Source organism: Erythrobacter sp. JB1-7 (assembly GCF_057365015.1).
Genome location: NZ_CP200291.1, coordinates 2,253,163 through 2,279,560 on the forward strand (window position 1 = coordinate 2,253,163; position 26,398 = coordinate 2,279,560).

At 57.5% G+C, this 26,398-nt stretch carries 17 protein-coding genes, 2 pseudogenes and 2 riboswitches; of the genes and pseudogenes, 14 read left to right on the forward strand and 5 right to left on the reverse strand.

All coding sequences use genetic code 11. The features are described 5' to 3' along the window. Position 1: 1 nt before the first annotated feature. Together AC0V6W_RS11030 and AC0V6W_RS11035 are read right to left on the reverse strand one after the other, a co-directional pair. Positions 2-430 (reverse strand): GH36 C-terminal domain-containing protein, encoded by a 429-nt coding sequence (locus AC0V6W_RS11030; protein ID WP_486151583.1) that lies wholly within the window; start codon positions 428-430, stop codon positions 2-4. Further along, positions 404-2,298, reverse strand: a pseudogene (locus AC0V6W_RS11035) (alpha-galactosidase); the annotation flags it as partial. The pseudogene AC0V6W_RS11035 and the gene AC0V6W_RS11030, both read right to left, overlap by 27 nt. Positions 2,299-2,512: 214 nt before the next feature. Here AC0V6W_RS11035 and AC0V6W_RS11040 point away from each other — a divergent pair. The 4 genes from AC0V6W_RS11040 to AC0V6W_RS11055 all read left to right on the forward strand — a co-directional run bounded on the left by AC0V6W_RS11040 (position 2,513) and on the right by AC0V6W_RS11055 (position 9,081). Next, positions 2,513-3,370, forward strand: coding sequence for a helix-turn-helix domain-containing protein (locus AC0V6W_RS11040; protein ID WP_486149953.1), 858 nt, complete (start codon positions 2,513-2,515; stop codon positions 3,368-3,370). Between the two features lie 212 nt (positions 3,371-3,582). Continuing rightward, positions 3,583-6,456: a TonB-dependent receptor gene (locus AC0V6W_RS11045; protein ID WP_486149955.1), complete on the forward strand. Its 2,874-nt coding sequence runs from the start codon at positions 3,583-3,585 to the stop codon at positions 6,454-6,456. Positions 6,457-6,619: 163 nt separating this feature from the next. Beyond that, positions 6,620-8,131 carry a sodium:solute symporter family transporter gene (locus AC0V6W_RS11050; protein ID WP_486149957.1) on the forward strand — a complete coding sequence of 504 codons (1,512 nt, stop codon included), beginning with the start codon at positions 6,620-6,622 and terminating at the stop codon, positions 8,129-8,131. Beyond that, complete coding sequence (locus tag AC0V6W_RS11055; RefSeq protein WP_486149959.1) at positions 8,128-9,081, forward strand: NAD(P)H-binding protein; 954 nt, start codon at positions 8,128-8,130, stop codon at positions 9,079-9,081. Before AC0V6W_RS11050 ends, AC0V6W_RS11055 begins: the two co-directional genes overlap by 4 nt. Before the next feature lie 8 nt (positions 9,082-9,089). On the opposite strand, the gene AC0V6W_RS11060 is transcribed toward AC0V6W_RS11055, so the two are convergent. Further along, entirely contained in the window at positions 9,090-11,021 is a 1,932-nt protein-coding gene (locus AC0V6W_RS11060) for a beta-galactosidase (protein ID WP_486149961.1), read from the reverse strand. 130 nt (positions 11,022-11,151) lie between these two features. On the opposite strand from AC0V6W_RS11060, the pseudogene AC0V6W_RS11065 reads away from it, so the two are divergent. The 10 genes and pseudogenes from AC0V6W_RS11065 (at position 11,152) to AC0V6W_RS11110 (ending at position 24,217) form a co-directional block, all read left to right on the forward strand. Then, positions 11,152-12,170: pseudogene (locus tag AC0V6W_RS11065) on the forward strand (ArsR/SmtB family transcription factor). Next, positions 12,167-13,096 carry a methylenetetrahydrofolate reductase [NAD(P)H] gene (metF, locus tag AC0V6W_RS11070; protein WP_486149963.1) on the forward strand — a complete coding sequence of 310 codons (930 nt, stop codon included), beginning with the start codon at positions 12,167-12,169 and terminating at the stop codon, positions 13,094-13,096. Before AC0V6W_RS11065 ends, metF begins: the two are co-directional and overlap by 4 nt. Then, positions 13,093-14,166: a homocysteine S-methyltransferase family protein gene (locus tag AC0V6W_RS11075; RefSeq protein ID WP_486149965.1), complete on the forward strand. Its 1,074-nt coding sequence runs from the start codon at positions 13,093-13,095 to the stop codon at positions 14,164-14,166. The genes metF and AC0V6W_RS11075 overlap by 4 nt, the downstream gene beginning before the upstream one ends. Before the next feature lie 2 nt (positions 14,167-14,168). Next, the gene (gene metH, locus AC0V6W_RS11080) at positions 14,169-16,808 is read left to right on the forward strand and encodes a methionine synthase (RefSeq protein ID WP_486149967.1); all 2,640 of its coding nucleotides are present in this window, start codon (positions 14,169-14,171) and stop codon (positions 16,806-16,808) included. A 30-nt stretch (positions 16,809-16,838) separates the two neighbouring features. Then, the gene (locus tag AC0V6W_RS11085) at positions 16,839-18,110 is read left to right on the forward strand and encodes a serine hydrolase domain-containing protein (protein WP_486149969.1); all 1,272 of its coding nucleotides are present in this window, start codon (positions 16,839-16,841) and stop codon (positions 18,108-18,110) included. A 126-nt stretch (positions 18,111-18,236) separates the two neighbouring features. Next, positions 18,237-18,331, forward strand: a riboswitch (glycine riboswitch). Beyond that, a riboswitch (glycine riboswitch) is annotated at positions 18,332-18,445 on the forward strand. 86 nt (positions 18,446-18,531) lie between these two features. After that, on the forward strand, positions 18,532-19,647 hold the full coding sequence (gcvT, locus tag AC0V6W_RS11090; protein ID WP_486151585.1) for a glycine cleavage system aminomethyltransferase GcvT: 1,116 nt from the start codon (positions 18,532-18,534) through the stop codon (positions 19,645-19,647). A gap of 5 nt (positions 19,648-19,652) precedes the next feature. Next, a complete protein-coding gene (gcvH, locus tag AC0V6W_RS11095) occupies positions 19,653-20,024 on the forward strand; it encodes a glycine cleavage system protein GcvH (RefSeq protein WP_486149971.1) in 372 nt (123 codons plus the stop codon). A gap of 100 nt (positions 20,025-20,124) precedes the next feature. Then, positions 20,125-21,501 (forward strand): aminomethyl-transferring glycine dehydrogenase subunit GcvPA, encoded by a 1,377-nt coding sequence (gene gcvPA / locus AC0V6W_RS11100; protein WP_486149973.1) that lies wholly within the window; start codon positions 20,125-20,127, stop codon positions 21,499-21,501. After that, positions 21,498-23,081: an aminomethyl-transferring glycine dehydrogenase subunit GcvPB gene (gene gcvPB / locus AC0V6W_RS11105; protein ID WP_486149975.1), complete on the forward strand. Its 1,584-nt coding sequence runs from the start codon at positions 21,498-21,500 to the stop codon at positions 23,079-23,081. The genes gcvPA and gcvPB overlap by 4 nt, the downstream gene beginning before the upstream one ends. Further along, the gene (locus tag AC0V6W_RS11110; protein ID WP_486149977.1) at positions 23,078-24,217 is read left to right on the forward strand and encodes a DUF6624 domain-containing protein; all 1,140 of its coding nucleotides are present in this window, start codon (positions 23,078-23,080) and stop codon (positions 24,215-24,217) included. The genes gcvPB and AC0V6W_RS11110 overlap by 4 nt, the downstream gene beginning before the upstream one ends. Here AC0V6W_RS11110 and AC0V6W_RS11115 read toward each other — a convergent pair. Both AC0V6W_RS11115 and AC0V6W_RS11120 read right to left on the reverse strand, forming a co-directional pair. Next, positions 24,214-25,521, reverse strand: a complete 1,308-nt coding sequence (locus tag AC0V6W_RS11115; RefSeq protein ID WP_486149979.1) for a lipopolysaccharide biosynthesis protein — start codon at positions 25,519-25,521, stop codon at positions 24,214-24,216. The two genes, AC0V6W_RS11110 and AC0V6W_RS11115, sit on opposite strands and share 4 nt — an antisense overlap. A gap of 12 nt (positions 25,522-25,533) precedes the next feature. After that, on the reverse strand, positions 25,534-26,349 hold the full coding sequence (locus AC0V6W_RS11120) for an NTP transferase domain-containing protein (protein ID WP_486149981.1): 816 nt from the start codon (positions 26,347-26,349) through the stop codon (positions 25,534-25,536). Between the last annotated feature and the right edge of the window lie 49 nt (positions 26,350-26,398).

Genomic DNA, 26,398 nt, shown 5'->3' on the forward strand with positions numbered 1-26,398 from the left:
CTCACTTGCACGCTTTCAGATGATAGATGAGACAGGTGTCGGGAAAAGTCAGCGGGGGTTGAATGCCGTGCCCGACCAAGGCTGCACCCAGCACTTTGATCCCATTTCCTTGAAGATCAGCTGTATCCATAATCGACGGCGCGCTGATTGAGGGATTAAATTCTGGCCAGACAATGCGCAGCTCGTACAATTGGGCAGGATCAATTCCGTCAAAATGAATTCGGCTGGGCAATGTCGAAAGCTCAGGCTCCAGTTTCGCGTAGGAGAACAGCGCTTCGCTTTTGTCACCCGCTACGGAGCCGACGAAATTGGTTCCTTCCGGGCTGGCAAGAGCAAGATAGTCGCCAGAATGGATCAGCGCGCGGTGTTGTTTATAAAGCGCGATGCCGGCTTTCAGCGTTTCGAGATCCGCTTCGCTTTCCTCACGCAGGTCCAATTCCATGCCCATATGGCCGAACACGGCACTGGCGACACGGAATGACATTGGCAATTCGCGCCCGGTAATATGGCACCGTCTTGGGCCGACATGGCTACCAAGCACGCGCAGGGGAAAAAATTGGCCGCGCCGCGCTGGATAATCTGCCGTTCGCGCGCGTCGTTATTATCGGACGTCCAGATGCGATCCGTGTGGCGCAAAATACCGAAATCCGCCCGCGCGCCGCCTGATGAGCAGCTCTCAATCTCAAGCGCGGGATGCTGGCTGCGCAATTCATCCAGCAAGCGGTAAACTGCATGCGTCTGGCGGTGCATCGCGCCCCTGCCATTGCTGCTGGGGTGATTGGTATCGCGGTTCATATCCCATTTGATATAAGCGATGCCATATTCGTGCACGAGCGCGCTGATCTTTTTGAGCAAATAGTCGAACACTTCGTTTCTGGTCAGATCAAGCGTTAACTGCCCGCGAAAAGGTATCGCCTCAACGCCATCAGCCTTTAGCACCCAATCGGGATGAGCGCGGTACAGATCGCTGTCTGGGTTGACCATTTCAGGTTCGAACCACAGGCCAAACTCCATGCCCAAGTCTTTGACTGTTGTGACAAGGCGGTGAAGACCTTCGGGATAGACGTTATTGGACACCCACCAATCACCAAGTCCCGCTGCATCATGGCGGCGTCCACCAAACCAACCATCATCCAGCACAAACCTTTCCGCCCCGACAGCGGCGGCGGCCTGTGCAAGCTCAATGAGCGTTGCCTCATCATGGTCAAAATAGACAGCTTCCCAGGTGTTATAGTGCACTGGCCGCGGATTGTCGCGAGTGCGCGCATCAAGCACTTTGTCAGTGAGATGAGTATGAAAGGCCTGCGCGATAGAATTGGTGCCGTTTTGCGACCAAACCGCGAGAAATTCAGGCGTTTCATATACGTCGTTCTGGCCAAGCTTTATTTCGCCCGGAAACGCCATTTCGCCGGTCTGAACAAAGCCACGTCCATCGGAATGCCGATCAACGCGTAGTTTGTGATTACCGCTCCATGCAAGATGAAAGCCTAACGCCAACCCTGTGGTTTCGGTGGTTTCTGCGCTGGCCAAAATGCCGCCGGGAAATACATCATGACTGGTCCGGCCAGCCTTGTTCTCGCGTACAATACTGCCTTGAAACAGATCGATCTGCTCAATCTGAAATTCCTTAGACCAGCGTCCGGTAAGGCTTAGGAAACGGTCGAAGCGCTGATCAAAGGGCAGGCACAGGGCAGCACACCAATCGAGATGGAAAGGCGCATCAGCTTGGTTTTCGACCAGTGTTTTGGCGCGCAGCATCCCCGTGCCGGCTTCGATCTGAAAAATGTGCCGGGTTGCTATTTTCGCATTGGCATCTTCGCAGCGGATCTCCACTCGATCGTTTTCGGTGACATCAACCGCGACGATGCGCAAATCAAGCGCCCAGTTCTGCCCATCGCGATGACCTATCATGCCAGAGGGGCCGGATATTCCGGTACCGATTTCGTTGAGCAGCGATCCACGCAGCGGCACAGAGGCGCTGCCCGGTGCATGCTGGCGCGTGGCGAGCAGTGCCATATTTGCAGGCGTGACGCCGGGCAGGTCAGGTCCAGCATAAAGGATGATCGGGCGCATTCCCAAAGTCGCCTCGAGCGCGAGCAGCGTGCCGCCTGCTCTCAACTCGCAATATTGCGGTTCGCCTGAAATCCGCTCGGCTGGATCGGTTACGGGCACAGGCCGGTGTTCATGGATCACGGTTTCAGCGACCGCGCTTTCGCTGCTTACACTGCGAACAGCTTCGTCCCGTGACGCAGGCTGCTCATCTGACTGTGCCATGCCGATTGCCGCTTTTTCTGTCATACTAACACATCATGCCTCTGACGAAGCATCCCTTAAGGCTGAGTGCCCAAACAGCACATGCCTTTTCCTCTCCATGCCCAAAACGGCTTGCTGACGCGCGCTTTATGGGACTCCGCGTCACCATCACGCCTTTGCCCGGCATTTGTGAAGTGCGATTTTGGCAGTGCATGAATTTTTTGGTAATCCCAATCCAGATTTAATCAAGGAGAAGCCCGTGTGGGAGGAAAAAGTCTACAAGCAGAACATGCAATTGTCGCCTATTGGCGGCATTAAGCTGGCTTGCTTCCTTAAAAACGGCGTGGGCGTCTTGAGTGCGAGGCGGACGTTGCCGCACTTTACCCTTGTTTATGTGACGCGCGGGGAAGGGCGATATTGGGATGAGACAGGGCAATCGCTGAGCGTCACTGCGGGCGATGCCATTATTGTCGCGCCAGGCGTGGAGCATTGGTATGGGCCGCCTGCCGGGGGCAGCTGGGATGAATTTTATCTCGTCTTCGAAGGTCCAGTGTTCGATCTTTGGCGAAATTCGGGATGTCTTGACGAGGCAGATCCAGTCGTTTCGCTTAAGCCGCTGGATTTTTGGCGCGACCGGATCTTGAACCTTATCGGCCAGACCAGAGCCAAAACGCAAAGCGAATTGATGCGCGAAACGGTCGGATTGCAAAGCCTTCTTGCTGATATCACGCAGGCACGTGAGCAGGATATGGGCGATGATATTGCCTGGCTTGCCAATGCTAAAACGGTGATTGGAGAAACTCTGGACGTTCGCCTGGCCGCGACCCGGCTGGGTCATTCCTATGAGGCGTTTCGCAAGCGCTTTAAAAAGCTCGCGGGGCAATCACCCGGCCGGTATCGCACAAGCGTCCTGATGGAAAAGGCCTGCGAAATGCTGTCTGATCCCAATATTATGCTACGCGAGATATCTGACGAGCTTGGATATTGCGATGAATACCATTTCAGCCGCCAATTCAGCAAATCAGTCGGTTGGCCTCCATCAGAATATCGCTCCCGGATTGCGCGTAGTCCGTCGCGATTTGAAGAATTGGGCGAAATCGCGGATCATGTAAGATAATTCGCCGTGAGGCGTTGCAATATTATGACAGATTTGAGTAATCACGCTCAGCGACGTTGATTTTTCCCAAAAACTTCATGCCGGTCCAATTCGCCCATGGAAATCGCGGATCGAAGCGCCACAAATCCTACTGCGATCCGGATAGGGTCACGTGAATGTGCCTCCATAAGAAATCACATCGGTCAGGTGGGGCGCGGTTAAGGGAGAGTATCATGTTGTTTTCCAAGCGGGCCATGTTGGCTCAAGGCGCTGCCATTGCAGCAATTGCTATTTCCAGCCCGGCTGTTGCCCAAGACAATGACGCCGAAGCGGTAGAGGGTGAAGAAAACACCATCATCGTCACCGGCTTCCGCAAAAGTCTAGAAGATTCGATCAATCTCAAACGCAGCAGCGCTGCTGTTGTAGATGCGGTCTCTGCCGAAGATGTGGGCAAATTCCCCGACCAGAACGTTGCGGAATCGCTCCAGCGTATTACTGGCGTTGCGATTGACCGGTCCGGCGGTGAAGGCCAGTTCATCACCGTTCGCGGCCTTGGCCCTGAATTCAACGCAGTGCTTTTAAACGGGCGGACAATCGCCACCGATAACCCCGGGCGTGAATTTTCGTTCGATGTGCTGTCTTCGGATATCATCCAGACCGCTGAGGTTTATAAGTCAGCCCAACCAAGTTTCCAGTCAGGTGGTATCGGGGCGCTCGTAAACATCACAACCGCGCGCCCACTGGATCGCCCTGGTTTCAATGCGTCAGTTTCAGGCGCTGCGATTTACGAAAACCTGAGCGAAGACGTCGGTACAGACCTTAGCGGTGTCGTGTCGTGGTCCAACGGCACTGTCGGTGCGCTGTTCGGTGCATCATACAATCTGCGCAACGCCCAGATCGATCGCAATATCACCAACGGTTATGCACTGCGCCAAGGCGATCCCGCTATCTTTGCGCCGGAAAGTGCCGCCGGCTTGCAACCCGCCGATATCGGTGCCTTGCCAGACGGGGCACGGGTTCAGCAGCAGGTGATCTTCAGCCGCGATGTGCAAGAGCGTGAGCGGATCACGCTGAATGGTGCGTTGCAATTTGCGCCGTCTGATCGCTTCACGGCAACATTTGATGGTCTGTATTCAAAATTCGACATCAGCTCGTTCGATCAGCAGTTCTCCGGCTTTTTCAGCCCGCCTTTCTTGAACCCGGAAATTGATGCCAATGGGACCGTGACATCGTTCAACCGTCCCAGCATCGATTTTGCCAATCGCAACCCCGATATCGCAGGCGCTGTCGGCTTGTCTCAAAACGACAACGTGCTCACATCGAACAACCGTGAAGCTGAAACTTTTGCGTTTGGTGGTAACTTCGAATTTGAAGCCAGCGATGCACTGACATTTGTGGCGGACGTGGCATGGTCACGTGCAACGCGCGATGGCACCAACCCGTTTGTCGTGCTGGGTGCGCTTGCGCCCACATCACCGCTGATCCAATCTACCAGCACAACCGGCATTTCGACAATCACCAATATCAACGCCGAAGACTTTGTGGATCCGTCGATCCAGCGGCTGCACTTTGTGAATGTGAACCGCACTCAGGTTGAAGACGAAGTGTTCGAAGTGCGTCTTGATGGCGCGTGGGAAGTCGATGCAGGTCCGCTCAGCGCAGTGACATTTGGCGGGCTCTATACAGACCGCGAAAAGGTGCAGAACCTTTTCGATAACTTTGCTGACCCTGGTTTTGGAAGCCTGACAGCGGCGCAAATTTTCTGCGCCTATTGCGGTTACACCGTGCCGTTTGACACCTCGATCCTCAGCCCGTTCTCATTTGACGGGTTCCTGAGCGGTGTCGATGGCGCTGACACGGTTCCAGCCCAAATCCTGACTGCCAGCTTTGCTGATGCATTCGCGCAGCTGAACAGCACGGCGAACCTGCAGAATATGGACCGCACAGGCGGCAACACTGCTGATCTCTTGGCATATCTGAACAGCGGCGGACTTGATCCGGTGCTTGGCATTTACACGCCTTCGTTCAATCCCGGCGGCAGCTTCCAGGTCGAAGAGCAGATCTATTCCGCCTATTTCAACACCGAATGGGGCGGCGACTTTGGTGGAGACCTGCCATGGTCGGCCAATATCGGTTTCCGCATTGCATTCACTGATGTCGTCTCAAGCGGGATTGACCAGCCGGTGATCGAATTCCGCGAAACGCCTGGCGACACGCAGCTTGTCACGGTCTTTGGCCCTGCAACCAATGTCTCGGTGCCGAACGACTACGTGAACTTCCTGCCGGCGGTAAACGTCAAGGTTGAGCCGTCCTTAGACACGGTCCTGCGGATGAGCTATGCGCGCACCGTGACGCGGCCGACATTGACCGCGCTGGGTGTCGCCAACACCTTTGGCGGCCGTTCCGATGCGCCTTTGAGCGGAGGCGGCAACCCGCTGCTTCAAGCGTTTGAGGCTGACAACTTTGATGTATCGTTCGAATGGTATTTCGATAGCCTAAGCTATTTCAGCGTTGCCGGTTTCCATAAGGAGCTTGGCGGCTTCCTCGAAACATCGACCATCGGTGTGCCGGGCGTTGTCATCTTCCCTGCTGGCAATGGCGGGCTTACCGTTGATACGCCGACCGACGTGACATTCCAGGATACGCGTCAGCGCAACGGTCTGTCGGGCAGCATTTCAGGTGCAGAGATTGCCTTTCAAAAGACGTTCGACAACGGCTTTGGCGGCATCATCAACTACACTTATGTGACATCAAGCCGTGACAACGCACCGGTAGGAGATCTTGGCTTCAACGGCTTTACGCCGCACACAGTCAACCTTACCGGTTTCTATGAAGGGGACCGGTTGTCAGCGCGCGTATCGTACAACTACCGCGATGGCTTCCTCTTCCAGGGCAGCGACGTGCAAAGCGAACCGCGCCAGCGTGAGAGCTTTGGTCAGGTTGATTTCTCGGCCAGCTATGAATTGACTGACCAGTTCCAAGTGTTTGTTGAAGGTCTCAATATCCTCAATGAAGACACACGTGACTTCTCGCGCTTCCGCAACCGGGTGCTCACTTATGAACGGACCGGTGCGCGTTACACTGCGGGCGTTCGCGCCACGTTCTGAGCCTGAGGGGTACGCATAGGCATTCGCGGGCATCTCTCTTTTTTGAGGGGTGCCCGCTTTTGTTTTGCATTTGGGCGCGGACCGGACTTGCGCACCCGGCCTGTTCTTGAAAGACTACGGCAAAATCAGCGATCACGAAGCGCTGCGGAGAGGGATTTTTATCATGACCATAAGCCAGGCGGCGGTGTTTCTTGCGATCACTGTGCTCATCGCGTTTGCGACCTATATGCATTGTCGGGGCAAACGGGGGACAGGTGATGACAGCAAAAGCGATTACTTCCTCGCGAATGGCGGCCTGTCTTGGTATTTTGTCGCGGGTTCAATCACGCTGACCAACTTGTCGACCGATCAGCTTGTCAGCATGAATGGCAATCAGATGCTGCTGATTGCCTGGTGGGAGCTGGCTGCGGTGGTCGGTTTGTTCATTCTCGCTTTCGTGTTTTTGCCTGTTTATTATCGCAACAATTGCACCACCACGACGGAATTGTTGCAGAAGAAGTATGGCGACAAGCATATCCGCGCGCTGATCTCGCTGCTTTTTCTCGCAGGCAATCTCTTCATTTTTCTCCCCGCAATCCTCTATGGCGGATCGCGCTTTTTCTTGTCCCTGCTCGAACTGGATGGCGGGCTTGGGAACATCATGATCCTTTCGGTTGTGCTCGCCACAATCGGTGCCGCCTATGCCATTTTCGGCGGTCTTCGCGCAGTGGCCGTATCGGACACCTATTCAGGAGTCCTGATACTCAGCCTTGCATTGGTGGTTGCCTATCTTGCTCTCAAAGCGATTGATTTCGATCTCAGCGGTATCCCTGCAGACCGGTTGACTTTGATTGGTGACAACAATTCCGACATCCCCTGGCATACTTTGCTAACAGGGATGATATTCATCCAGACATTCTATTGGTCCACCAATCAGACCATAACCCAGCGCGCCATGGCATCGCCGTCAATCGGCGAAGCACAAAAAGGCGTGATGGCTGCTGCTGCCATCCGCTTGATGATTGTGCCTATCATCGTGGTGGTACCGGGCATTGTCGCCTTTAAGCTGTTCGGCGATGTCCCGCAGGATGGCGCGTACGGCATGATCGTCAGCTCGGTATTGCCTGGCTGGCTTTCTGGCGCTTTTGCAGCGGCTTTGTTTGCAGCCGCGCTCACTACCTTCAACTCGATCCTCAATGCCAGCGCGGCATTGTATGTGTGCGATATGCACGAAGCTTATGTGGGCGAACCAAAAAAGGTCGCGCGGCTTGGAGCTATTGTTTCCATTTTGATGAGCCTGTTTGCACTCGCACTGGTGCCGTTCTTTGCCAGCCAGGAAAGCCTGATTAACACGGTTCAGACGCTCTATGGATTGTTGTCCATGCCGATCCTTTCTGCGTTTATCGTCGGGCTTGTCTTCACCGGGGTTCAGGCGCGCGCCGCGATGATCGGAGTGGTGGCAGGTGTATTCTTCTACGGCTTTTGGGCTGCGCCATTGGGCTTTGTTATCAATGCGCGCGAAGGTTTGATGAAGCTGCTGGGGGCAGAGGCATTGTTGAACGTGCACTACATTCACTGGATGGCATGCACGTTGCTGCTGTCGGTGTTCACATCGTTGTTGGTCAATCGGCTGGTCTTCGGGGCGAACGCTGAGTTCGCCTTGGGTAAAGAGGCAGGGCAGCCGCAAGCAGCATGAGCCGTCCTGCGGCGTCAGCAGCGACGCGCCATGGCGTCCAGCGCGTGGTTCTGGCCGGGTCAACCGGGACGATCGGACAGGCAGTTGCGCAATGCCTTGTTGCAAACGGCTACAGGGTAACCCGGCTTGTCCGCTCACCCATTGACGCGGCGGGTGAGGATGCGATTGTCGTCGATCTTGCAGATAGTAAGGCTGCCGCGCGCGCTTTGGCTGCTATTCGTCCGTCCGCAGTTGTCTCCTGCATCGCTTCACGCTCGGGCGCTCCCAAAGATGCGTGGGCGGTCGATCACGATGCCAACGCAAATCTGTTGGCCGCGAGCGAGCAGGCAGGTGTTCAGCATTTCGTGCTGCTATCGGCGATCTGTGTGCAAAAGCCGCGACTTGCCTTTCAACACGCCAAGCTGGCGTTCGAGGCAAAGCTCGTCGCCAGCCCGGTTGCGCACACCATCGTGCGCCCTACCGCGTTCTTCAAATCGCTTTCCGGCCAGATTGAACGGGTGCGCAGCGGCAAGCCGTTTATGGTGTTTGGCAATGGCGAATTGACCCGGTGCAAGCCGATCAGCGATGCCGATTGCGCGCGGTTTATTACCGATTGCCTGACCGACCCAGAGCGGCGTGGTGCGATCTTGCCCATTGGCGGGCCGGGGCCGGCGATCACAATGCGCGAACAGGGCGCGATGCTGTTTGAACTGCTCGGACAAGAGCCGCGATACCGCAGGGTTCCGCTCGCGGTGTTCAGCGCGGCCGCGACGGTGCTGGGTGCAGCTCAAGGGTGGTCAGATTGGGCGGCGGAAAAGGCTGAATATGCCCGGATTGCGCGATATTATGCGACCGAAAGCATGCTGGTGTGGGATGATACCGCGCAGCGATACAGCGCCGATGACACGCCCGAGTTTGGCAGCGACACTTTGCGCGATCATTATGCAAAGCTATTGGGCATCGAGGGTTAGCCCGCGGCCTATCGCGGCCAGATCGCGGTTCCTGCTGGCGGAAGTTCGGTTTGCCCGGTCACAAGCGCGGCTCCGCCTATTAGATGCGCGATATCGACGGGTTCTGCTGAATAGTTGAACGCAAACACATGGCTTTGCGTGCGGCGCAGACGCAGCCCGGTGGGCAAGGGGGTGAGCGGCAAATCCGCTTCATCCGCCATCATCGCCACAATCTCATCAAGCAGCGTGCGGTTCGGCCATGCGCCGATATAGCGCGCACCTCCGGCGCGGTAGAGCACGCCTTGACCGCTTTGAGTTGCCTGCTCCGGTTCCAGATCGCTCGCAATATCCTCAAGCCAGCGTTCAACCGCGCCGCCGCCCACATCTTCGCTCACGCGGTCACGCAGGCTTTCGGCGCGTGTGACAGTGATGGGCATGACCTCTTTCAGTTTGCCGGGCGCAAGGGTTTCGGGAATGCAAAAGCTTGCCGTCTTGCTACCCGATCTTGGCCCGATCAGCACCGGGCAATTCAGCCCCGCTAGCGCTTTGACGAAATCATCGCTTACGATGGGCAGGGTGGGGACCAAAACGATGGAGTAACCGGTAAGGTCAGCATTGGGCGCGACAATATCGACATCCAGTCCCTGCCGCCTTAGGGCGGAATACCATTCAAACACCAGTTCGAGATAGCGGAAACTTTCCCCCTGCGGCTGGATACCGCACACCCATGCTGCTTCGTAAGATACGACCAGTGCAGCGGGCGCCTTAATTGCCGATTGTTCGCCCAGCTCATCAATGACCTGCGCCGCCTCGCGTGCTTCGTCTGCGCCGGGTGCGTCAATGCTGTCGGGGCGCAGTAGCCCTGCGTGCATTTGTTCCTGTGCAAAGGGCGCTTGCCGCCAGCGGAAATAGCTGACCAGTTCTGCGCCGTGCGCCATTGCTTCCAATGTCCACAAGGTCACCATTCCTGGCAAGGGTGCCGGATTGAACCGCGCCCAGTTCACAGGGCCTGGCTGTTGCTCCATCACTCCCCAGCGCCCCTGCGGGCAGCAGCCTCTGTAAAGGTCGTGGTGAAAAGCGGCGATGTCGGGGTGACCTTGCCTTAGAAAGTCGCGCTTTTCCTCTTGGGAGAACCAGAACTGTTCAAGAAAGCCCAGCGGATAGCTGTCCCATGTCACAATATCGAGATCGCGGCCCAGATCGTGATGGTCGAACTCGGTGAAGAACCCCATGACATTGTGCGTCACATCGCGGCCGGGCGAGTATTCGCGCAAAATCGCCACTTGGGCTGCGTTAAAACTGATGACTTCGTCCGAGGCAAAGCGGCGGTAATCCAGCCAGTGCGCGGGGTTTGCTTCGGTAACAGTCAGGTTGGGCGGATCAATCTCGGCAAAGCTGCCATATTCCATGCTCCAAAAGACATTGCCCCATGCCGCATTGAGGGATTTCACATCGCCATATCGCGCTTTGAGCCATTCGCGAAAGCGGGCGGCTGCGCTGTCTGAAAAGCTGAGCACGGTGTCGTGGCAGCCATATTCGTTATCGGTTTGCCAGCAGGCGATAGCGGGGTTGCGGCCATACCTTTCCGCCATGGCGCGAGCGATGCGGGCGGCCTCTTCCCGGTATCCCTGGTGCGAGAAACAATAGTGCCGCCGCGATCCGAAACCGCGCGGGCGGCCTGCCTCATCAATCGCCACCATATCGGGCATTTGATCGACCAGCCATTTTGGCGGGGTCGCGGTGGGAGTGCCTAGGATTACTTGCAAACCCGCCTCTGCCAAAAGGTCTATTGCGCGGTCCAGCCAATCCCAATCGAAGACGCCGGGACGAGGTTCAATCCGGCTCCAGGCGAATTCCCCGATGCGCACCAGTGACAGGCCCATTTCCGCCATTCTCTGCGCATCTTGGAGCCACATTTCTGGCTGCCAATGTTCGGGATAATAACAGCAGCCAAGCTTCATTTGGGTCGCCTTTGGTTGAGGAAATACATGCGTAGCGCAAGGGTTTTGGTGGGCCTAGTGGGGGGTGCATTTTTTGAGTGTTAATCCCGCCCATTTACACATATAAAAATATCTTTATATGTTCTTTTCAATGCTCGTCGATACCATCTTCAAGGCGCTGGCTGATCCCACCAGATTGCGCACTATGCGGCTGCTGTCTGCGATGGAGCTGGCGGTGGGGGAATTGGCACAGGTTCTGGGCCAAAGCCAGCCGCGCGTATCGCGCCATGTGGGAATTTTGTGCGATGCGGGGCTGGCAGAGCGGCGGCGTGAGGGCAGCTGGGTGTTTCTGCGGCAGGCCAGCGGCGAAACGCTTGATACAGAAATCCTAAGCGCGGTCGAAACGCTGCTTAGCGCAAGCCAGAACCACGATCCGGAATTTGCGGCCCTGTGCGATACCGACAGACGCAAGCTTACCGCCATTCGCGATGCGCGCGACGCGCAGGCAGAGGATTACTTTGCCCGTCATGCAAGCGAATGGGACGCCTTGCGCGCGCTTCACAGCCCGGACGATCAGGTAGAAGAGGCGCTGATAAAAGCGCTTGAGGATGCGCCGCTTGGCGCGGTGCTGGATATTGGCACGGGCACGGGGCGCATGGCCGAATTGTTCGCCGATAAAGCGCAGCGGATCACCGCGGTTGATAAAAACCTTGAAATGCTCCGCATTGCGCGGGCCAAATTGCAGCATGTGCCCGGTACGCAAATAGAGCTGGTGCAGGGCGATTTTACCGATCTGCCTTTGCCAGATGCCGCGTTTGACACAGTGCTGCTGCATCAGGTTCTGCATTTCGCTCAGGTTCCCGCACACCCGCTTGCAGAAGCAGCGCGCGTTACAAAACCGGGGGGCGCATCGCGATTGTCGATTTTGACGCGCATGACCGCGAAGAATTGCGGGGCCGTCATGCCCATGCGCGGCTGGGATTTTCCGACCGGCAAATGGCGGCTTTGCTGCGCAAGGCAGGCTTTGACCCCGCGCCGCCGGCGCAGCTTGATAACGGCGAATTGATTGTCAAAATCTGGATTGGCCAGCGCCGCGCTGCGCCTGAGCAAATGCCTGATCGGCGCGCTTCTCAAACCCAAAAATCCCCTGATAAGAAAGCATCAGCATGACCGCCCCTCTCGACAGCACCGCTGAACTTCGCACCGCGCATGATACGCCGCTTTTCTCCGGCTTGCCGGGTGATGTGGATGTCAGCTTTGAATTCTTCCCGCCCAAATCGGAGAAGATGGAAAACCAGTTGTGGCAGGCGGTGACAGAGCTGAAACCGCTTGGTCCCAGTTTTGTCTCTGTGACATATGGCGCCGGCGGATCGACGCGCGAACGCACGCACAACACGGTTGCGCGGATCATTGCAGAGGCGAATTTGCCCGCCGCCGCGCATCTCACCTGTGTGGGTGCATCCAAGCAAGAGATCCGCGAAGTTGCCGAACACTATTGGGAAGCGGGCGTGCGCCATATTGTCGCACTGCGCGGTGATGCAGGTGAACCGGGCGCGCCGTTCACTCCGCATCCTGAAGGTTATGCCAGCGCAGCCGATCTGGTCGCGGGCCTGAAAGAGATTGCCGATTTTGATATCTCGGTTGCCGCCTATCCCGAAACCCACCCGGATGCGACCTGCCCGCAGGCCGATATCGACCATCTGAAACGAAAGCTGGATGCAGGCGCAAGCCGCGCAATCTCGCAGTTCTTCTTTTCGGCTGATACGTTTTTCCGGTTTCAGGACAAACTTGCCGCAGCAGGTGTGTCGCAGCCGGTGCTGCCGGGCATTCTGCCTGTCACCAATGTCGCCCAGGCGCGCAAATTCGCAGGACTTTGCGGCGCGGTGATCCCTGAATGGATGGACGGCCTGTTCGAAGGTCTGGATGAACGCCCCGGCGCGCGCCAACTGGTTGCAGCCACTGTCGCAGCCGAGCTTTGCCGCCGGCTTTATGCAGGCGGCGTGCGCGATTTGCATTTTTACACTCTCAACCGGCCCGATCTGGCCTATGCGATTTGCCATATGCTGGGCAAACGCCCCGAAGGAGAGGCCGCATGACGCACCATCAGGCAGGCTCAGAGCAGGGCGCGCGCGAAAAACTTCAGGCCGAAGCTGCAAAACGCGTGCTGATTTTTGACGGCGCGTTTGGAACGCAAATCCAGGAGCGCAAGCTGACCGAGGCGGATTATGCGGGCACGCTGGGCTTAAATGCCGACCAAAAAGGCAATAACGATATCCTTGCGCTGACCCGTCCCGATGTGATCCGCGATATCACGCGCGCTTACCTCGATGCGGGATCGGATGTCATTTCGACCAATACGTTTTCAGCCAATCGCATCAGCCAGGCCGATTATGCGGCAGAAGATCAGGTCGCCGCGATTAATATTGCAAGCGGCAAAATCGCGCGCGAACTGGCCGATGAATATGAAGCAAAAGATGGCCGCCCGCGCTTTATCGCAGGCGCTATCGGGCCGACGAACAAGACACTCTCGCTAAGCCCCGATGTCGAAGACCCCGGCTACCGCGAGATTGATTTTGATGAACTGACCGCGGTTTATAAAGAGCAGGCTGCGGCCCTGATTGAGGGCGGCTGCGATTTCATCCTGATTGAAACGGTGTTTGATACGCTGAATGCGAAAGCCGGCGTGATGGCGGTCAAACAGCTTTCCGATGATCTGGGCCGCGACGTGCCTGTCATGATGTCGATGACATTGACGGACCTTTCAGGCCGGAACCTGTCCGGCCACACGGTCGAGGCATTCTGGTATGCTATCCGCCATGCAAAGCCTGTGACTGTTGGCCTTAATTGCAGCTTTGGCGCAGACCAATTGCGCCCCCATGTGCAATCGCTTTCCGCCATCGCGGATACGCTGATTATGGCTTACCCCAATGCGGGCCTGCCCAATGAGCTTGGCGAATATGACGAAATGCCGGACACCACGGCAGGCCTTGTCAAACAATGGGCCGAAGGCGGGCAAGTGAACATTCTTGGCGGCTGCTGCGGATCATCGCCCGCGCATATTCAGGCGATTGCGAATGCGGTTTCCGGATTGGAGCCGCGCGCTGTGCCCGAAGGCGAAACCGCAATGCGGCTTGCCGGGCTGGAACCCTTTGTGGTGGCGAACTGAAAATGACTGCTCAAAAATCAGCGTCAAGCTTCATCAATGTCGGTGAACGCACCAATGTGACCGGGTCTGCCCGGTTCAAAAAGCTCATCATGGCGGATGATTATGCCACTGCCGTAGAGGTCGCGCGCCAGCAGGTCGAAAACGGCGCGCAGGTGATCGACGTCAACATGGATGAAGGGCTGCTGGATGCGCATCATGCGATGACCACATTCCTCAAACTGATCGCGGCAGAACCCGATATCGCGCGCGTTCCGGTGATGATCGACAGTTCCAAATGGGAGGTGATCGAGGCAGGGCTGAAATGCGTGTCGGGCAAGCCGATTGTGAATTCGATCTCGATGAAGGAAGGCGAAGAGGCTTTCTTGGAACATGCGCGGCTGTGCATGGCATATGGCGCGGCTGTGGTGGTGATGGCGTTTGACGAAGTGGGTCAGGCCGACACCAAACAGCGCAAGGTTGAGATTTGTAAACGCGCTTATGACCTGCTGGTGGCAGAGGGCTTTCCGCCCGAGGACATCATCTTTGACCCCAACATCTTTGCCGTGGCGACCGGTATTGAAGAGCATGACCGATATGGGCTCGATTTTATCGAGGCGGTTGCGGAAATCAAAAAGCAGTGCCCCTATGCGAAAACGAGCGGCGGGCTATCGAACCTGTCATTCTCCTTCCGCGGGAATGAAACGGTGCGCCGCGCGATGCACTCGGTGTTCCTCTACCATGCGATCCCGGCAGGGCTTGATATGGCGATCGTCAATGCGGGGCAGTTGGATGTCTATGACACGATTGATCCCAAACTGCGCGAGCATTGCGAAGATGTGATCCTGATGCGCCGCCCCGATGCGACCGAGCGGCTGATTGACCTTGCCGAAAGCTATAAAGGCAAATCGGTCGCCGATGAAAAAGCCGCAGAAGAATGGCGCGGCTGGGAGGTGGCGAAACGGCTCGAACATGCGCTGGTCAAAGGGATCGACGCGCATATCGTGGCTGACACCGAGATTATGCGCGCCGCCAAGGAAGAGGAAGGCGGGCGGCCTATCGAAGTGATCGAGGGGCCGCTGATGGACGGCATGAATGTGGTGGGCGATCTGTTTGGATCGGGCAAAATGTTCCTGCCGCAAGTCGTCAAATCAGCGCGCGTGATGAAGAAGGCGGTCGCGCATCTCATCCCCTATATCGAGGCGGAAAAAGAACTGCTGCCCGAGGCCGAACGCGCTTCCAAAGGCACGATCATCATGGCGACGGTGAAAGGCGATGTGCACGATATCGGCAAGAATATCGTCGGCGTGGTGTTGCAGTGCAATGGCTATGACGTGATCGATCTGGGCGTGATGGTGCCGTGGTCTGACATTCTGAAATCCGCCAATGACAACAAGGCGGATATGATCGGGCTGTCCGGCCTAATTACGCCTTCGCTCGATGAAATGGTGACAGTGGCCGAAGAAATGCAGCGCAGCGATATGACGATGCCGCTGCTGATCGGCGGGGCGACAACGTCGAAGGTCCACACCGCGCTGAAGATTGATCCGAGCTATGAAGGGCCAGTGATCCATGTGCTCGATGCGAGCCGGGCGGTGGGCGTTGCCTCCAAGCTGCTTTCGGATACGCAGCGCGACGAATTTGTTGCCGGTACAGCGGGCGAATACACCAAGGTGCGCGATGCGCGTGCGGGCAAAACGCCCAGCCAGCTGATGACTTTGTCAGAGGCGCGGGCGAATTTCTACGACGCATATCTCTCCGATAAACCCGCACCGCCTTTGCAGCCCGGCGTGCATGTTTTCGATGATTGGTCTTTGGAAGACCTGCGCGATTACATCGACTGGACGCCGTTCTTCCGCGCATGGGAACTCCACGGCAATTACCCCGCGATCCTGCAAGACGATGTGGTCGGCGAAAGCGCGCGGTCTTTGAAAGCCGATGCGGACGCGATGCTCGACACAATCATCGGCGAAAAATGGCTGACCGCGCGCGGTGTTGCCGGGTTCTGGCCCTGCGCGCGCGATCATCAATGCCGCGATGATGTGATTATCCACCGCGTCCGGCGCGAGGAAAACATCCGCCTTCCTTTCCTGCGCCAACAGATCAAGAAATCGCGCGACCGCGCCAATATGTGCCTGTCCGATTTTATTGATCCCGATGGCGACTGGATTGGCGGTTTTGCGGTTGGCATTCACGGTATCGAAGAGCACTCCGCCCGGTTCCAGGCGGACAAGGATGACTATTCCGACATCCTCCTAAAAGCTCTGGCGGACCGGTTTGCCGAAGCGTTTGCAGAGCGCCTGCATCTGCACACCCGCACCGATCTGTGGGGCTATGCGCCCGGAGAACAGCTCACCAATGAAGCGCTGATCAAAGAACAATATCGCGGCATCCGCCCCGCACCCGGATACCCCGCGTGCCCCGATCACTCGCTGAAACCCATATTGTTCGAACTGCTGGACGCGGAAAAGAATGTCGGTTTGACCCTAACGGAAAGCTTCGCCATGTTTCCCACGGCGGCGGTCAGCGGGTTCTATTTCGGCCACCCGGAAAGCCAGTATTTCGGCGTCGCGCGCATCGGGCGCGATCAATTGGAAGCCTATGCGGAGCGGCGCGGGGTCGATGTCGCCACGGCAGAACGCTGGCTGCGGCCCAATCTGGATTGATTAACGGAGCAAGCCGCGCAATGGTGAGCTATGCTTAGACATATCCTTGCCGCTGCTGCTCTCGCTTTACCCCTATCCGCTCAGGCCGAAGACCGCACACCTCCGCCCGCAACCGTGGTGGTGGCGTTTGATAGTGAGACGATCACCCCGCTGATTGCGGAAGGCTCGCGCAATCGCGAAAGCGGCGAGGCGGTGGAGGCCAATGACCCGGTGCGCATTGCCAGCATCTCCAAGCTCATCATGGCGCTCGCGACATTGCGGCTGGTGGATGAGGGCGTGGTCGAGCTTGACCGGGATGTGTCGGAATATCTGGGCTTTGAGGTTCGCTCCCCCCATCATCCCGATGCGAAAGTGACATTGGCGCAATTGCTTTCGCACCGATCAGGCCTGCGCGATAATGCTGGCTATGTAATCCCCTTGGGTGAGAGCCTGGAAGCCAAGCTTAAAGACCCCGCCGCGTGGTATGCAGACGCGCCGCCGGGCGAGGCTCCCTTCGAATACGCCAATCTGGGATCGCCCGTGGTGGCGACTGTTTTGGAAGCGGCAACGGGGGAGCGTTATGACGCAATCTTGAAGCGCACCATGTTTGACCCGCTCGGCATTGAAAACGCCTGCGTCAACTGGACCGGGTGCTCGGATGATATGAAAGCGCGCGCCGTCGCGCTTTACCGCGATACGGGCGAAGAAGCGCGCGATTTTCCCGCCGAACTGGCAGAGGGATGCCCCGTGCCTGTGGCGGAAGGCACAGAATGCACGCTCGACAATTATGTGCCCGGCACCAATGCCTCGGTGTTCAGCCCGCAGGGCGGGGTGCGGATCGGGATGACGGATTTGGCAAAGATTGGCAGCGCCATGCTTGATCCCGATTTCTCCATCTTACATCGTTCCATGCTCAATCCCATGCAGCGTTCGGTTCGCGAAAGGATTCGCGATTTTGACAGCACTGGATCGGCGCAAGATTTTTTCTGCATTTATGGCTTTGGCGTGCAGGTGATCCAGTGGACTGATAGCACGTGTGTCGATGGGCTTTTCGGCGATGGCGCTGCGTATATCGGTCATGCAGGTGAAGCGTATGGTTTAAGAGCGGGTCTATGGTTTGCGCCGGATGATCAACCAGAAGATCTGTCGATAAAGGGCCGCGGCTTTGTCTACTTCACCACCGAAGTCCCCCCGCGCCAATCGGCTGAAGACGAAGGCGGTTTTGATGCGCGCGAAATTGCGCTGATGAAGCGCGCGCAGGACATGGTCGGACCGGTTGAGAAAATCGATCAAACGCAACAAGTTGTCGCGACTGAGAAATGATATTTCGCGCACGCCATCTACCCTGCGAATAAGTCTCTTTTGGCGCGCAAAAACACCCCCTTTGCGCGATTGACGGGGGCCTTCGCATCCGCAACATAAGGCCTCGCTGGCCGGAAGTGATTCTGGCATTTTTGCGCGGGAGAGCTTGGTTCGAAATCGGACCGGCGCCGAAGGAGCAACCGCCCCGGAAACTCTCAGGTACAAGGGACCGCGCAAAAGCATTGGCACTCTGGAAAGCGTTTCCGGCCTTGGGTTGGAAACCACCGAAGGGGAGGCGCGCGCCGCGATCCGGCGCGCCGCTGAAGCTCTCAGGTTCACCCGACAGAGGGGGCAAGAATACGCGCTTCATCCGAAGCGTTCTTGCACCTGTCTGGGGAACACGATTTTGAGCGAAACACCACCTAAAGATACAGGCGAAGACATGCCGCTTGGCACGTTGCCATTGGATGCATGGCACCGCGCTCGCGCCGCGCGCATGGTTCCGTTTGCGGGCTATGAAATGCCGATCCAATATGCCGGCGAAAACGGCGGCATTGTTGCCGAACACAATTGGACGCGCACCCAAGCGGGCCTGTTTGACGTGTCGCATATGGGGCAGGTTCTGCTGTCAGGCGAAGGGCTGGATGAAGCGGTGGAGGCGGTGCTTCCGATTGATCTTTCCACCCTCAAACTCGGCCGTCAGCGCTATTCGCTGCTGCTGGATGCAAATGGCGGCGTGCTCGATGATCTGATGGTCTCGCGCTGGCCCGGCCACCTTTATCTGGTGGTGAACGGCGCGGTGAAATATGACGATATCGCTCATCTGCGCGAACATCTGCCCGATGAAATCACGCTGCATCATATGGAAGACCACGCGCTGCTGGCGTTGCAGGGGCCAAAGGCAGCCGATGCCTTGGCGCGCCATGCAAGCGGCGAATACGCGATCTCCGATCTCACATTCATGCGCTTTGGCAAGTTTGAAATTGCGGGCCACAATGCGACGATTGCGCGCGCCGGATATACGGGCGAAGACGGCTTTGAAATCTCGATTGCCGCCGAAGCCGCAGAGGAAATTGCGACGCTTTTATGCGCAGAGCCAGAGGTGGAACCCATCGGGCTGGGTGCGCGCGATAGTTTGCGGCTGGAGGCTGGATTGCCACTTTACGGGCATGATTTGTCGCCCGATATCAGCCCCATCGAAGCAGGCCTTATCTTCGGCATTAACAAGCGCCGCCGCAGTGAAGGCGGATTTCCCGGTGCAGACCGGATCAATCGCGAGATCAATGAAGGCACAGACCGGGTCCGCGTCGGCCTAACGCTCAAAGGGCGCATGCCCGCGCGCGAAGGCGCTGATGTTTATGCAGGCGATACCAAAGTCGGCACAGTCACCAGCGGCGGGTTCTCGCCCACTTTGGGCGCGCCGATTGCGATGGCTTATGTCCACGCGACCTATGCCGAGACAGGCACCGCATTGGAATGCCAAGTGCGCACCAAACGCCTCGCCGCTACCGTATCACCCATGCCATTTGTCCCGCACCGCTACTACAGAGGGAGCTAACCCACATGCCGCGTTATTTTACTGATGAACATGAATGGATTGATGTCGAAGGCGATAGCGCCACCGTTGGCATTACCGATTACGCGCAAGAACAATTGGGCGATATCGTCTTTGTTGAATTGCCCGGTGTCGGCACCGCTCTTGATAAAGGCGGAGATGCGGCGGTGGTCGAAAGTGTGAAAGCGGCCAGCGATGTTTACGCGCCGATTACCGGCGAAGTGACCGAAGGCAATGACCTGCTCGAAGAAGAGCCTGCTCTGGTCAATTCCTCACCCGAAGAAGACGGCTGGTTCTTCCGCATGACCATTGGCGACAAGGCCGAGCTGGAAGGTCTGATGGACGACAAAGCTTACAAGGCATTCGTCGCGGGGCTTTAGACCGCGTCATCCCAGCGAAAGCTGGGATCGCTAGCCGCTTGTGCCCCACTGTGTTGAGAGAGATCCCAGCTTTCGCTGGGATGACGAAGGTTGAAAAACAATGCGTTACTTACCCCTAACTGACACCGACCGCAGCGATATGCTCGCCACAATTGGCGCGGGCTCAATCGATGATCTCTTCGTCGATGTGCCCGAAATTGCGCGGCTCGATGGTCCCATTCGCGATCTGCCTATGCATGCGAGCGAAATGGCGGTTGAGCGGCATATGAAACGCCTTGCGGGTAAGAACCTGGCCGCAGGCGATGCGCCGTTTTTCCTCGGTGCGGGCGCGTACCGGCACCATGTGCCCGCCAGCGTTGATACCATCATCCAGCGCGGCGAATTTCTGACCGCTTACACGCCCTATCAGCCCGAGATTGCGCAGGGCACGCTCCAAATGCTGTTTGAATTTCAAACGCAGGTCGCGCGTCTTTATGGCTGCGCGGTGGCGAATGCCTCGCTCTATGATGGCTCGACCGCGTGCTGGGAAGCGGTTGCGATGGCGACGCGGGTGACCAAGCGTAACAAAGCGGTGCTCTCAGGCGCGCTTCACCCGCATTACGCGCAAGTCGTCAAAACCATGGCGCAGTTTACTGGCGAACAGATTGCGACGGCGCAGCCCGCGATCACGCCTGAACCCAATCTCGAAACGCTGACCTCGCGCATTGATGAGGATACCGCCTGCGTCGTCGTGCAATATCCCGACATTCTGGGGCGCATCTCTGATCTGTCGAAAGTCGCCGATGCCGCGCATGAAAAGGGCGCTTTGCTGGTGGTCGTGAACACCGAACCGGTGGCGTTGGGTGCGGTGAAATCGCCCGGCGAAATGGGCGCGGATATTGTCGTGGGTGAGGGCCAGGCGCTGGGCGTTGGCTTGCAATTTGGCGGGCCATATCTTGGCCTGTTCGCCGTGCGCGATCCCAAGCATGTGCGCCAGATGCCCGGACGGCTGTGCGGAGAGACAGTGGATGCGAGCGGCAAGCGCGGTTTTGTGCTGACGCTCTCTACCCGCGAACAGCATATCAGGCGCGAGAAAGCGACATCGAACATCTGCACCAATTCAGGCCTGTGCGCGCTCGCATTCACCGCGCATATGACTTTGCTGGGCGAAAAAGGCCTGCGCCAGTTGGCGGCGGAAAATCACCGTCTTGCCTGCCATGCCGCGGACCGTTTGGCCGCGGTTCCGGGCGTGAAACTGCTCAACAATGCGTTTTTCAATGAGTTCACTCTCATGCTCGATGGCAGGCCTGCGCGCGACATTGTGCGCGATCTGGCGGATCGGGGCATTCTGGGCGGCGTGTCGCTTGGGCGGCTTTATCCCGGCGTTGCGGCGCTCGAACACGCGCTGCTGGTCACTGTGACCGAGATGACCACTGAGGAAGATATCGAGGCGCTTGCCGCCGAACTTGAAACGCTCGTGAAGGAGCCAGCCCAATGAACGCGCCCAACAAATCCGGCTGGAAACCGCAGATGGAAGTCGCTGATGCGGCAGGTGATGCGCCCACCACTACAGGCAATCGCGCCCTGATGCTGGAAGAGCCGCTGATTTTCGAGATTGGCCATGCTGAGCAAACAGGTGTGGACCTGCCCGAGATTGACACTTCGGCCCCTAACCGCCTTGGCGGATTTGAGCGCACCGACGCAATCGGTCTTGTCGGCCTGACAGAGCCGGAAACCGTGCGCCATTACACGCGCCTTTCACGGCAGAATTACGGGATTGATCTGGGGTTCTTCCCGCTTGGTTCGTGCACGATGAAGCACAATCCGCGCCTCAATGAGAAAATGGCGCGGTTGCCCGGTTTTGCCGATATTCACCCGCTGCAACCGGTTTCAACCGTTCAAGGCGCGCTGGAAGTGATCAATGAGCTTGCGCATTGGCTGCTTAAGCTAACTGGCATGCACAGCGTTGCGATGAGCCCCAAAGCGGGCGCGCACGGTGAATTGTGCGGTATCCTCGCGATCCGCGCAGCGCACACCGCCGCCGGAAACCCGCGCGAGGTCGTGCTGGTCCCGGAAAGCGCGCACGGGACCAACCCTGCCACAGCAGCGTTTGCGGGCTATAAAGTCGACAATATCCCCGCAACGCCCGAAGGCCGTGTGGATGTCGAGGCTTTGAAAGCACGCCTTGGCCCTGACGTGGCGGCGGTGATGATTACCAACCCGAACACTTGCGGATTGTTCGAAAAGGACTTTCGCACGATTGCCGATGCGGTTCACGAAGTGGGCGGATATGTCTATTGCGATGGTGCAAACTTTAACGCCATCGTTGGCAAGGTGCGTCCGGGCGATCTTGGCGTTGATGCCATGCACATCAACCTCCATAAAACCTTCTCCACCCCGCATGGCGGCGGCGGACCGGGGTCTGGGCCAGTGGTTCTGTCCGAAGCTCTCGCCCCGTTCATGCCGCTGCCTTACACGGCGCGCACGGCGGATGGCGTGGTGCATCTGATCGAGGAAGAACAAGCCGACGATTTTGCGCGCGAACATTTTGGCGGGCCGCTCAATCACTTTGGCCGGATGACAGCGTTTCACGGGCAAATGGGCATGTTCACCCGCGCGCTCACCTATATGCTCAGTCACGGTGCGGATGGGCTTAAACAAGTCGCCGAAGACGCTGTGCTCAACGCCAATTACATCCTGCGCAGCCTTGAAGATATCCTCCACGCGCCATTCGCAGACAGCGGCCCGTGCATGCATGAGGCGCTGTTTGGCGATAAGGATTTCGGCGGCGGATTGTCGACTTTGGACCTTGCCAAGGGGCTGATCGATGAAGGCTTTCACCCCATGACAGTGTATTTCCCGCTGGTGGTCCACGGCGCGATGCTGGTCGAGCCGACAGAGACGGAAAGCAAGGCGTCGATCGACCAGTTCATCACAGCCTTCCGCAGCGTGACCGAGCGCGCATTGGCAGGCGATGAGAGCCTGAAGCAAGCACCCTACTTCGCTCCGCGCAGGCGGCTGGATGAAACGGCAGCGGCACGGAAACCGAAACTGGCATGGGAAGAGCCTGCGGGGTGATTGCAAGAGGGCTCAAAGCAGGCATCATCGCCGCGATTGGCGTATCGCTGATCGCGGCGGACGATCCGCCCGTTTCTGAATTGGTGCCTGTCACGCCCGAGCCGTTGGAGGAAGCTTTTCCGCTAGATCCGCCGCCCGCTAAGCCCGATTACCCGGAGCCGCCTGCCTTCATTGCTGATCGGGTCATCAACAAGGGCTACATCTATGACGGTTTTGACCTTGGCGAACTGGAATATCTGCGCGGGTTTTTCCCCGGCGCGACCGCCGAAGAACGCTCTCAATATGCGCAGCTGAAAGCTTGGTTCAATAAATGCGACGAAGAGGGAACGGCGCGGCTTTACACTGAGATGGCGGAATATGGCGTTGTTCTTATCGAAGGTGAGTTTTCCGGTGCTGCCTCGATGTGCCAGCAAGTCGCCTTTGGCAATCAAGGGCTGCTCGACCGGTTTGAGACGTATGAAGAATTCGCTAAGGCGGCGCGGTCTGCCCGGCTGGTTTTCGATGGCTTGATCGAAGGGCTGGAAATTGCCGAAGGCAATATCTCTGCCCTCCATTTCAGGCAGATTTTGGGAGAAATCGATTACTTTTCGATGCGCTACCATGTACTGCTTAAAGCGCACTTCTGGGGGAGGGCCAAAGGGTACGGAGACCGGCTTACCTTTAACCCAGAGCGCCCTCCCAAAATGACTGAAGACGAACGCTTTGTCTTTGGAGCGTTTCTTGAAAGCGAACTTGTGCGGTTGCAATTTGCCCGTACGCGGTGGCTTGAAGAGATCGTTGCACGTCATGGTTGGCCGAGTGAGGCAAATTCCACCCGATCTGGTGCAGGCAATGCGCGGCTAATGGTATGGCAGGGCGATCACGACCCCGCGTTTCAGGTAAGAATGCTCCGCTTGATGGAAGCTGAGGTTCAAAAAGGCGGCCTGAAGGGTTGGGAATTTGCCGAAGTCTATGATGGCGTCATGCTAAAGCTGTCCGGTGAACAGCTTTATGGCACGCATTTCTCCTGCGGAGATGGCGAAAGCGGCCTTGAGAAATTGGCAGATCCCGACAAACTCGATGTGTTGCGCAAGAAAATGGGGCTGGAGCCGATTGAAGACTATCTTGACTACATCCGCGCGGAATGCGGCAGTTAAGTTTTCTCCCCATCCCCCTTCACCGAAATCTTGATCTCGCTCAGATTCAGGATCGCCACATAGAACCCGATCACGGCCAAAGAGCTTGATCCCAGCACGGCAAAGGCCGCGCCTTTTGCGCCGTTCCAGTCAATCGCGGCATCCAGCATCACCAGCGCCAAAATGGTCGGCACGGCGCGCACGATAAAGGCTGTGCCTGCTCGGCCGGCGCTCACCAGCAGCGATTCAAGGCTCGCCCCGATCAGCTCCACTGCGCCTGCGATGGATAGGATCACCATTGCCCAGTAAAACCCGCTGAAATCTTCCTGCGTGATCGTCTCCAGCGCCCAGCGTCCGCCCATCAGCGCGACCAGCACGGCAATCACACCTGCGACCAGAGCGATATTGGCCATGCGCCGGGCTAGCATCAGCGCGTTTTCCTTGGCATGGACGAGCTCTGGGAAGATCGCTTTCGACACAGTCTGCGCAAGGCTGACAAGCGCTTGTCCCAATTGCGCGGCAACCCGGAAGCCACCTGCAAGCGCCGCTCCGCCAAAAGTGCCGACCAGCAGGATTATCACTTGCTTGCCCGCAATGGTGAGACTGCCCGACATATTGGTCGACCAGACAAACGCCCATGCGTCTGGATATTTGGCCGGGATACGCGTGAGGCTGAGCGCGGACAGGTCAATCTTCTGATCGCGCGCTGCGGCAAACCACAAGGCAATCGCTACGCATACCTCTGACGCAGCCCAGGCAAGGATAAAGCCTATGACATCAGGCATTGCGAAAAAGGCAAGGATAGCGCCCGCAGCGCGAATGGCAGGCTGAACCGCCTCTGCCGCAGTCGCGGTGGCGAATTTGAACCGCAGGCGCAAGAGCCCGGTGGGCGTCGCGCGGATCGACAACAGCGAGACCGCGCAATACCCAAATGTCAGCGCGTACAGATCGGGCGGCAGCGGCAGCCAGTTCCACTGCGCGACGCTGGCGATGACCAGGGCTGCAATGACCGTCCCCATAGCGACGGAAATCATATCAAGCGCGATGGCAAACCCTGTCGCCTCGCGCACATTAGCCGGATCAGGCTCTTTGTCTGGCGCGTTCTCATCCGTCACGCCGTTTGCGCCCCAGCGCACGATAAATTGCCATGTCTGGAAATTGGCAAGGCCTGTAATCGCCTGACCCAAAGCAATAATCAGCGCAAAGTGCCCGAACCGCTCCAGCCCCAGAGCATTGGTAGCAAGATACAGATACACAAGGCTCATCACGGCGTTGAAACCGCGCCCGCCAAGCAGCCAGCCGATATTGGTGAACAGCCGTTTCACGCGTGTCAGGCCCTAGGCTGCGGGATCGCGCTCGCCTTCGCGGCGTTTCAATATGGTGTCGGTCACGGTGTAAGTGCGTTCATTGTCGACATCGATGGCGTAATGGCCATCGGACAGGACAATCGGCACCAGCTTGATCCCGAACCGCTTGGATATCTGCGCAAACAGTTTCTCTTTCGATCCTGTGCCAAGGCGAAAACGCACCAGATTGAGGAACCCGAACGCTTTGATAATGCGGCGGGGAAATTTCACAAACTGTCCGCCTTCGCGCATGATTTCAGCAGCGCTAAGCGCGCTTTCATTGCCGATCCAATACATATTGCAATTGGAAAACGCGCCATCTTTGAACTGATAGAATTTCGATTGGCCTTGCGGATCGGCGGCCTGCACGTCCTCTTTGCGAGCAAGGCCTGCCGCGCCGCCTGCGCCAGCGTCCAGGCACTTGCCGATAAATTCGCTGTATCCTTCCGGTGTGACAAGGCAATTGTCTGCTGTGGTCAAAAGGATGGGAAACTGCGCCCCATCCGCGCCTGCAAAGACGCTGTCGACAATGTTAAACTTGCCCTCAACAAAGGACAAGCGGCCTTCATCCAGCAATTTGGCCACGGTGGGTAGCGCTGCGATTTCATCGGGTTCGTGCGCGATGATGCGGATTTGATCGACCTTTTCGCAGGCAGCGACCTGCGCGGTGACGCGTTCAACCATCGGGATGCCGTTCACCGGCACGACCGCTTTTTGCGAAACGCCTGCGCGCTTAGCCAGAGGATCAAGCACTCCCGATCTCTTGCCTGCCATTATCAGCGCAGTGACTTTTGTATCAGCGTTCATGGTTAAGTCCTTTAGCGGCGATGGTGGTGCAGCGTAAAGGGGGCAGGCG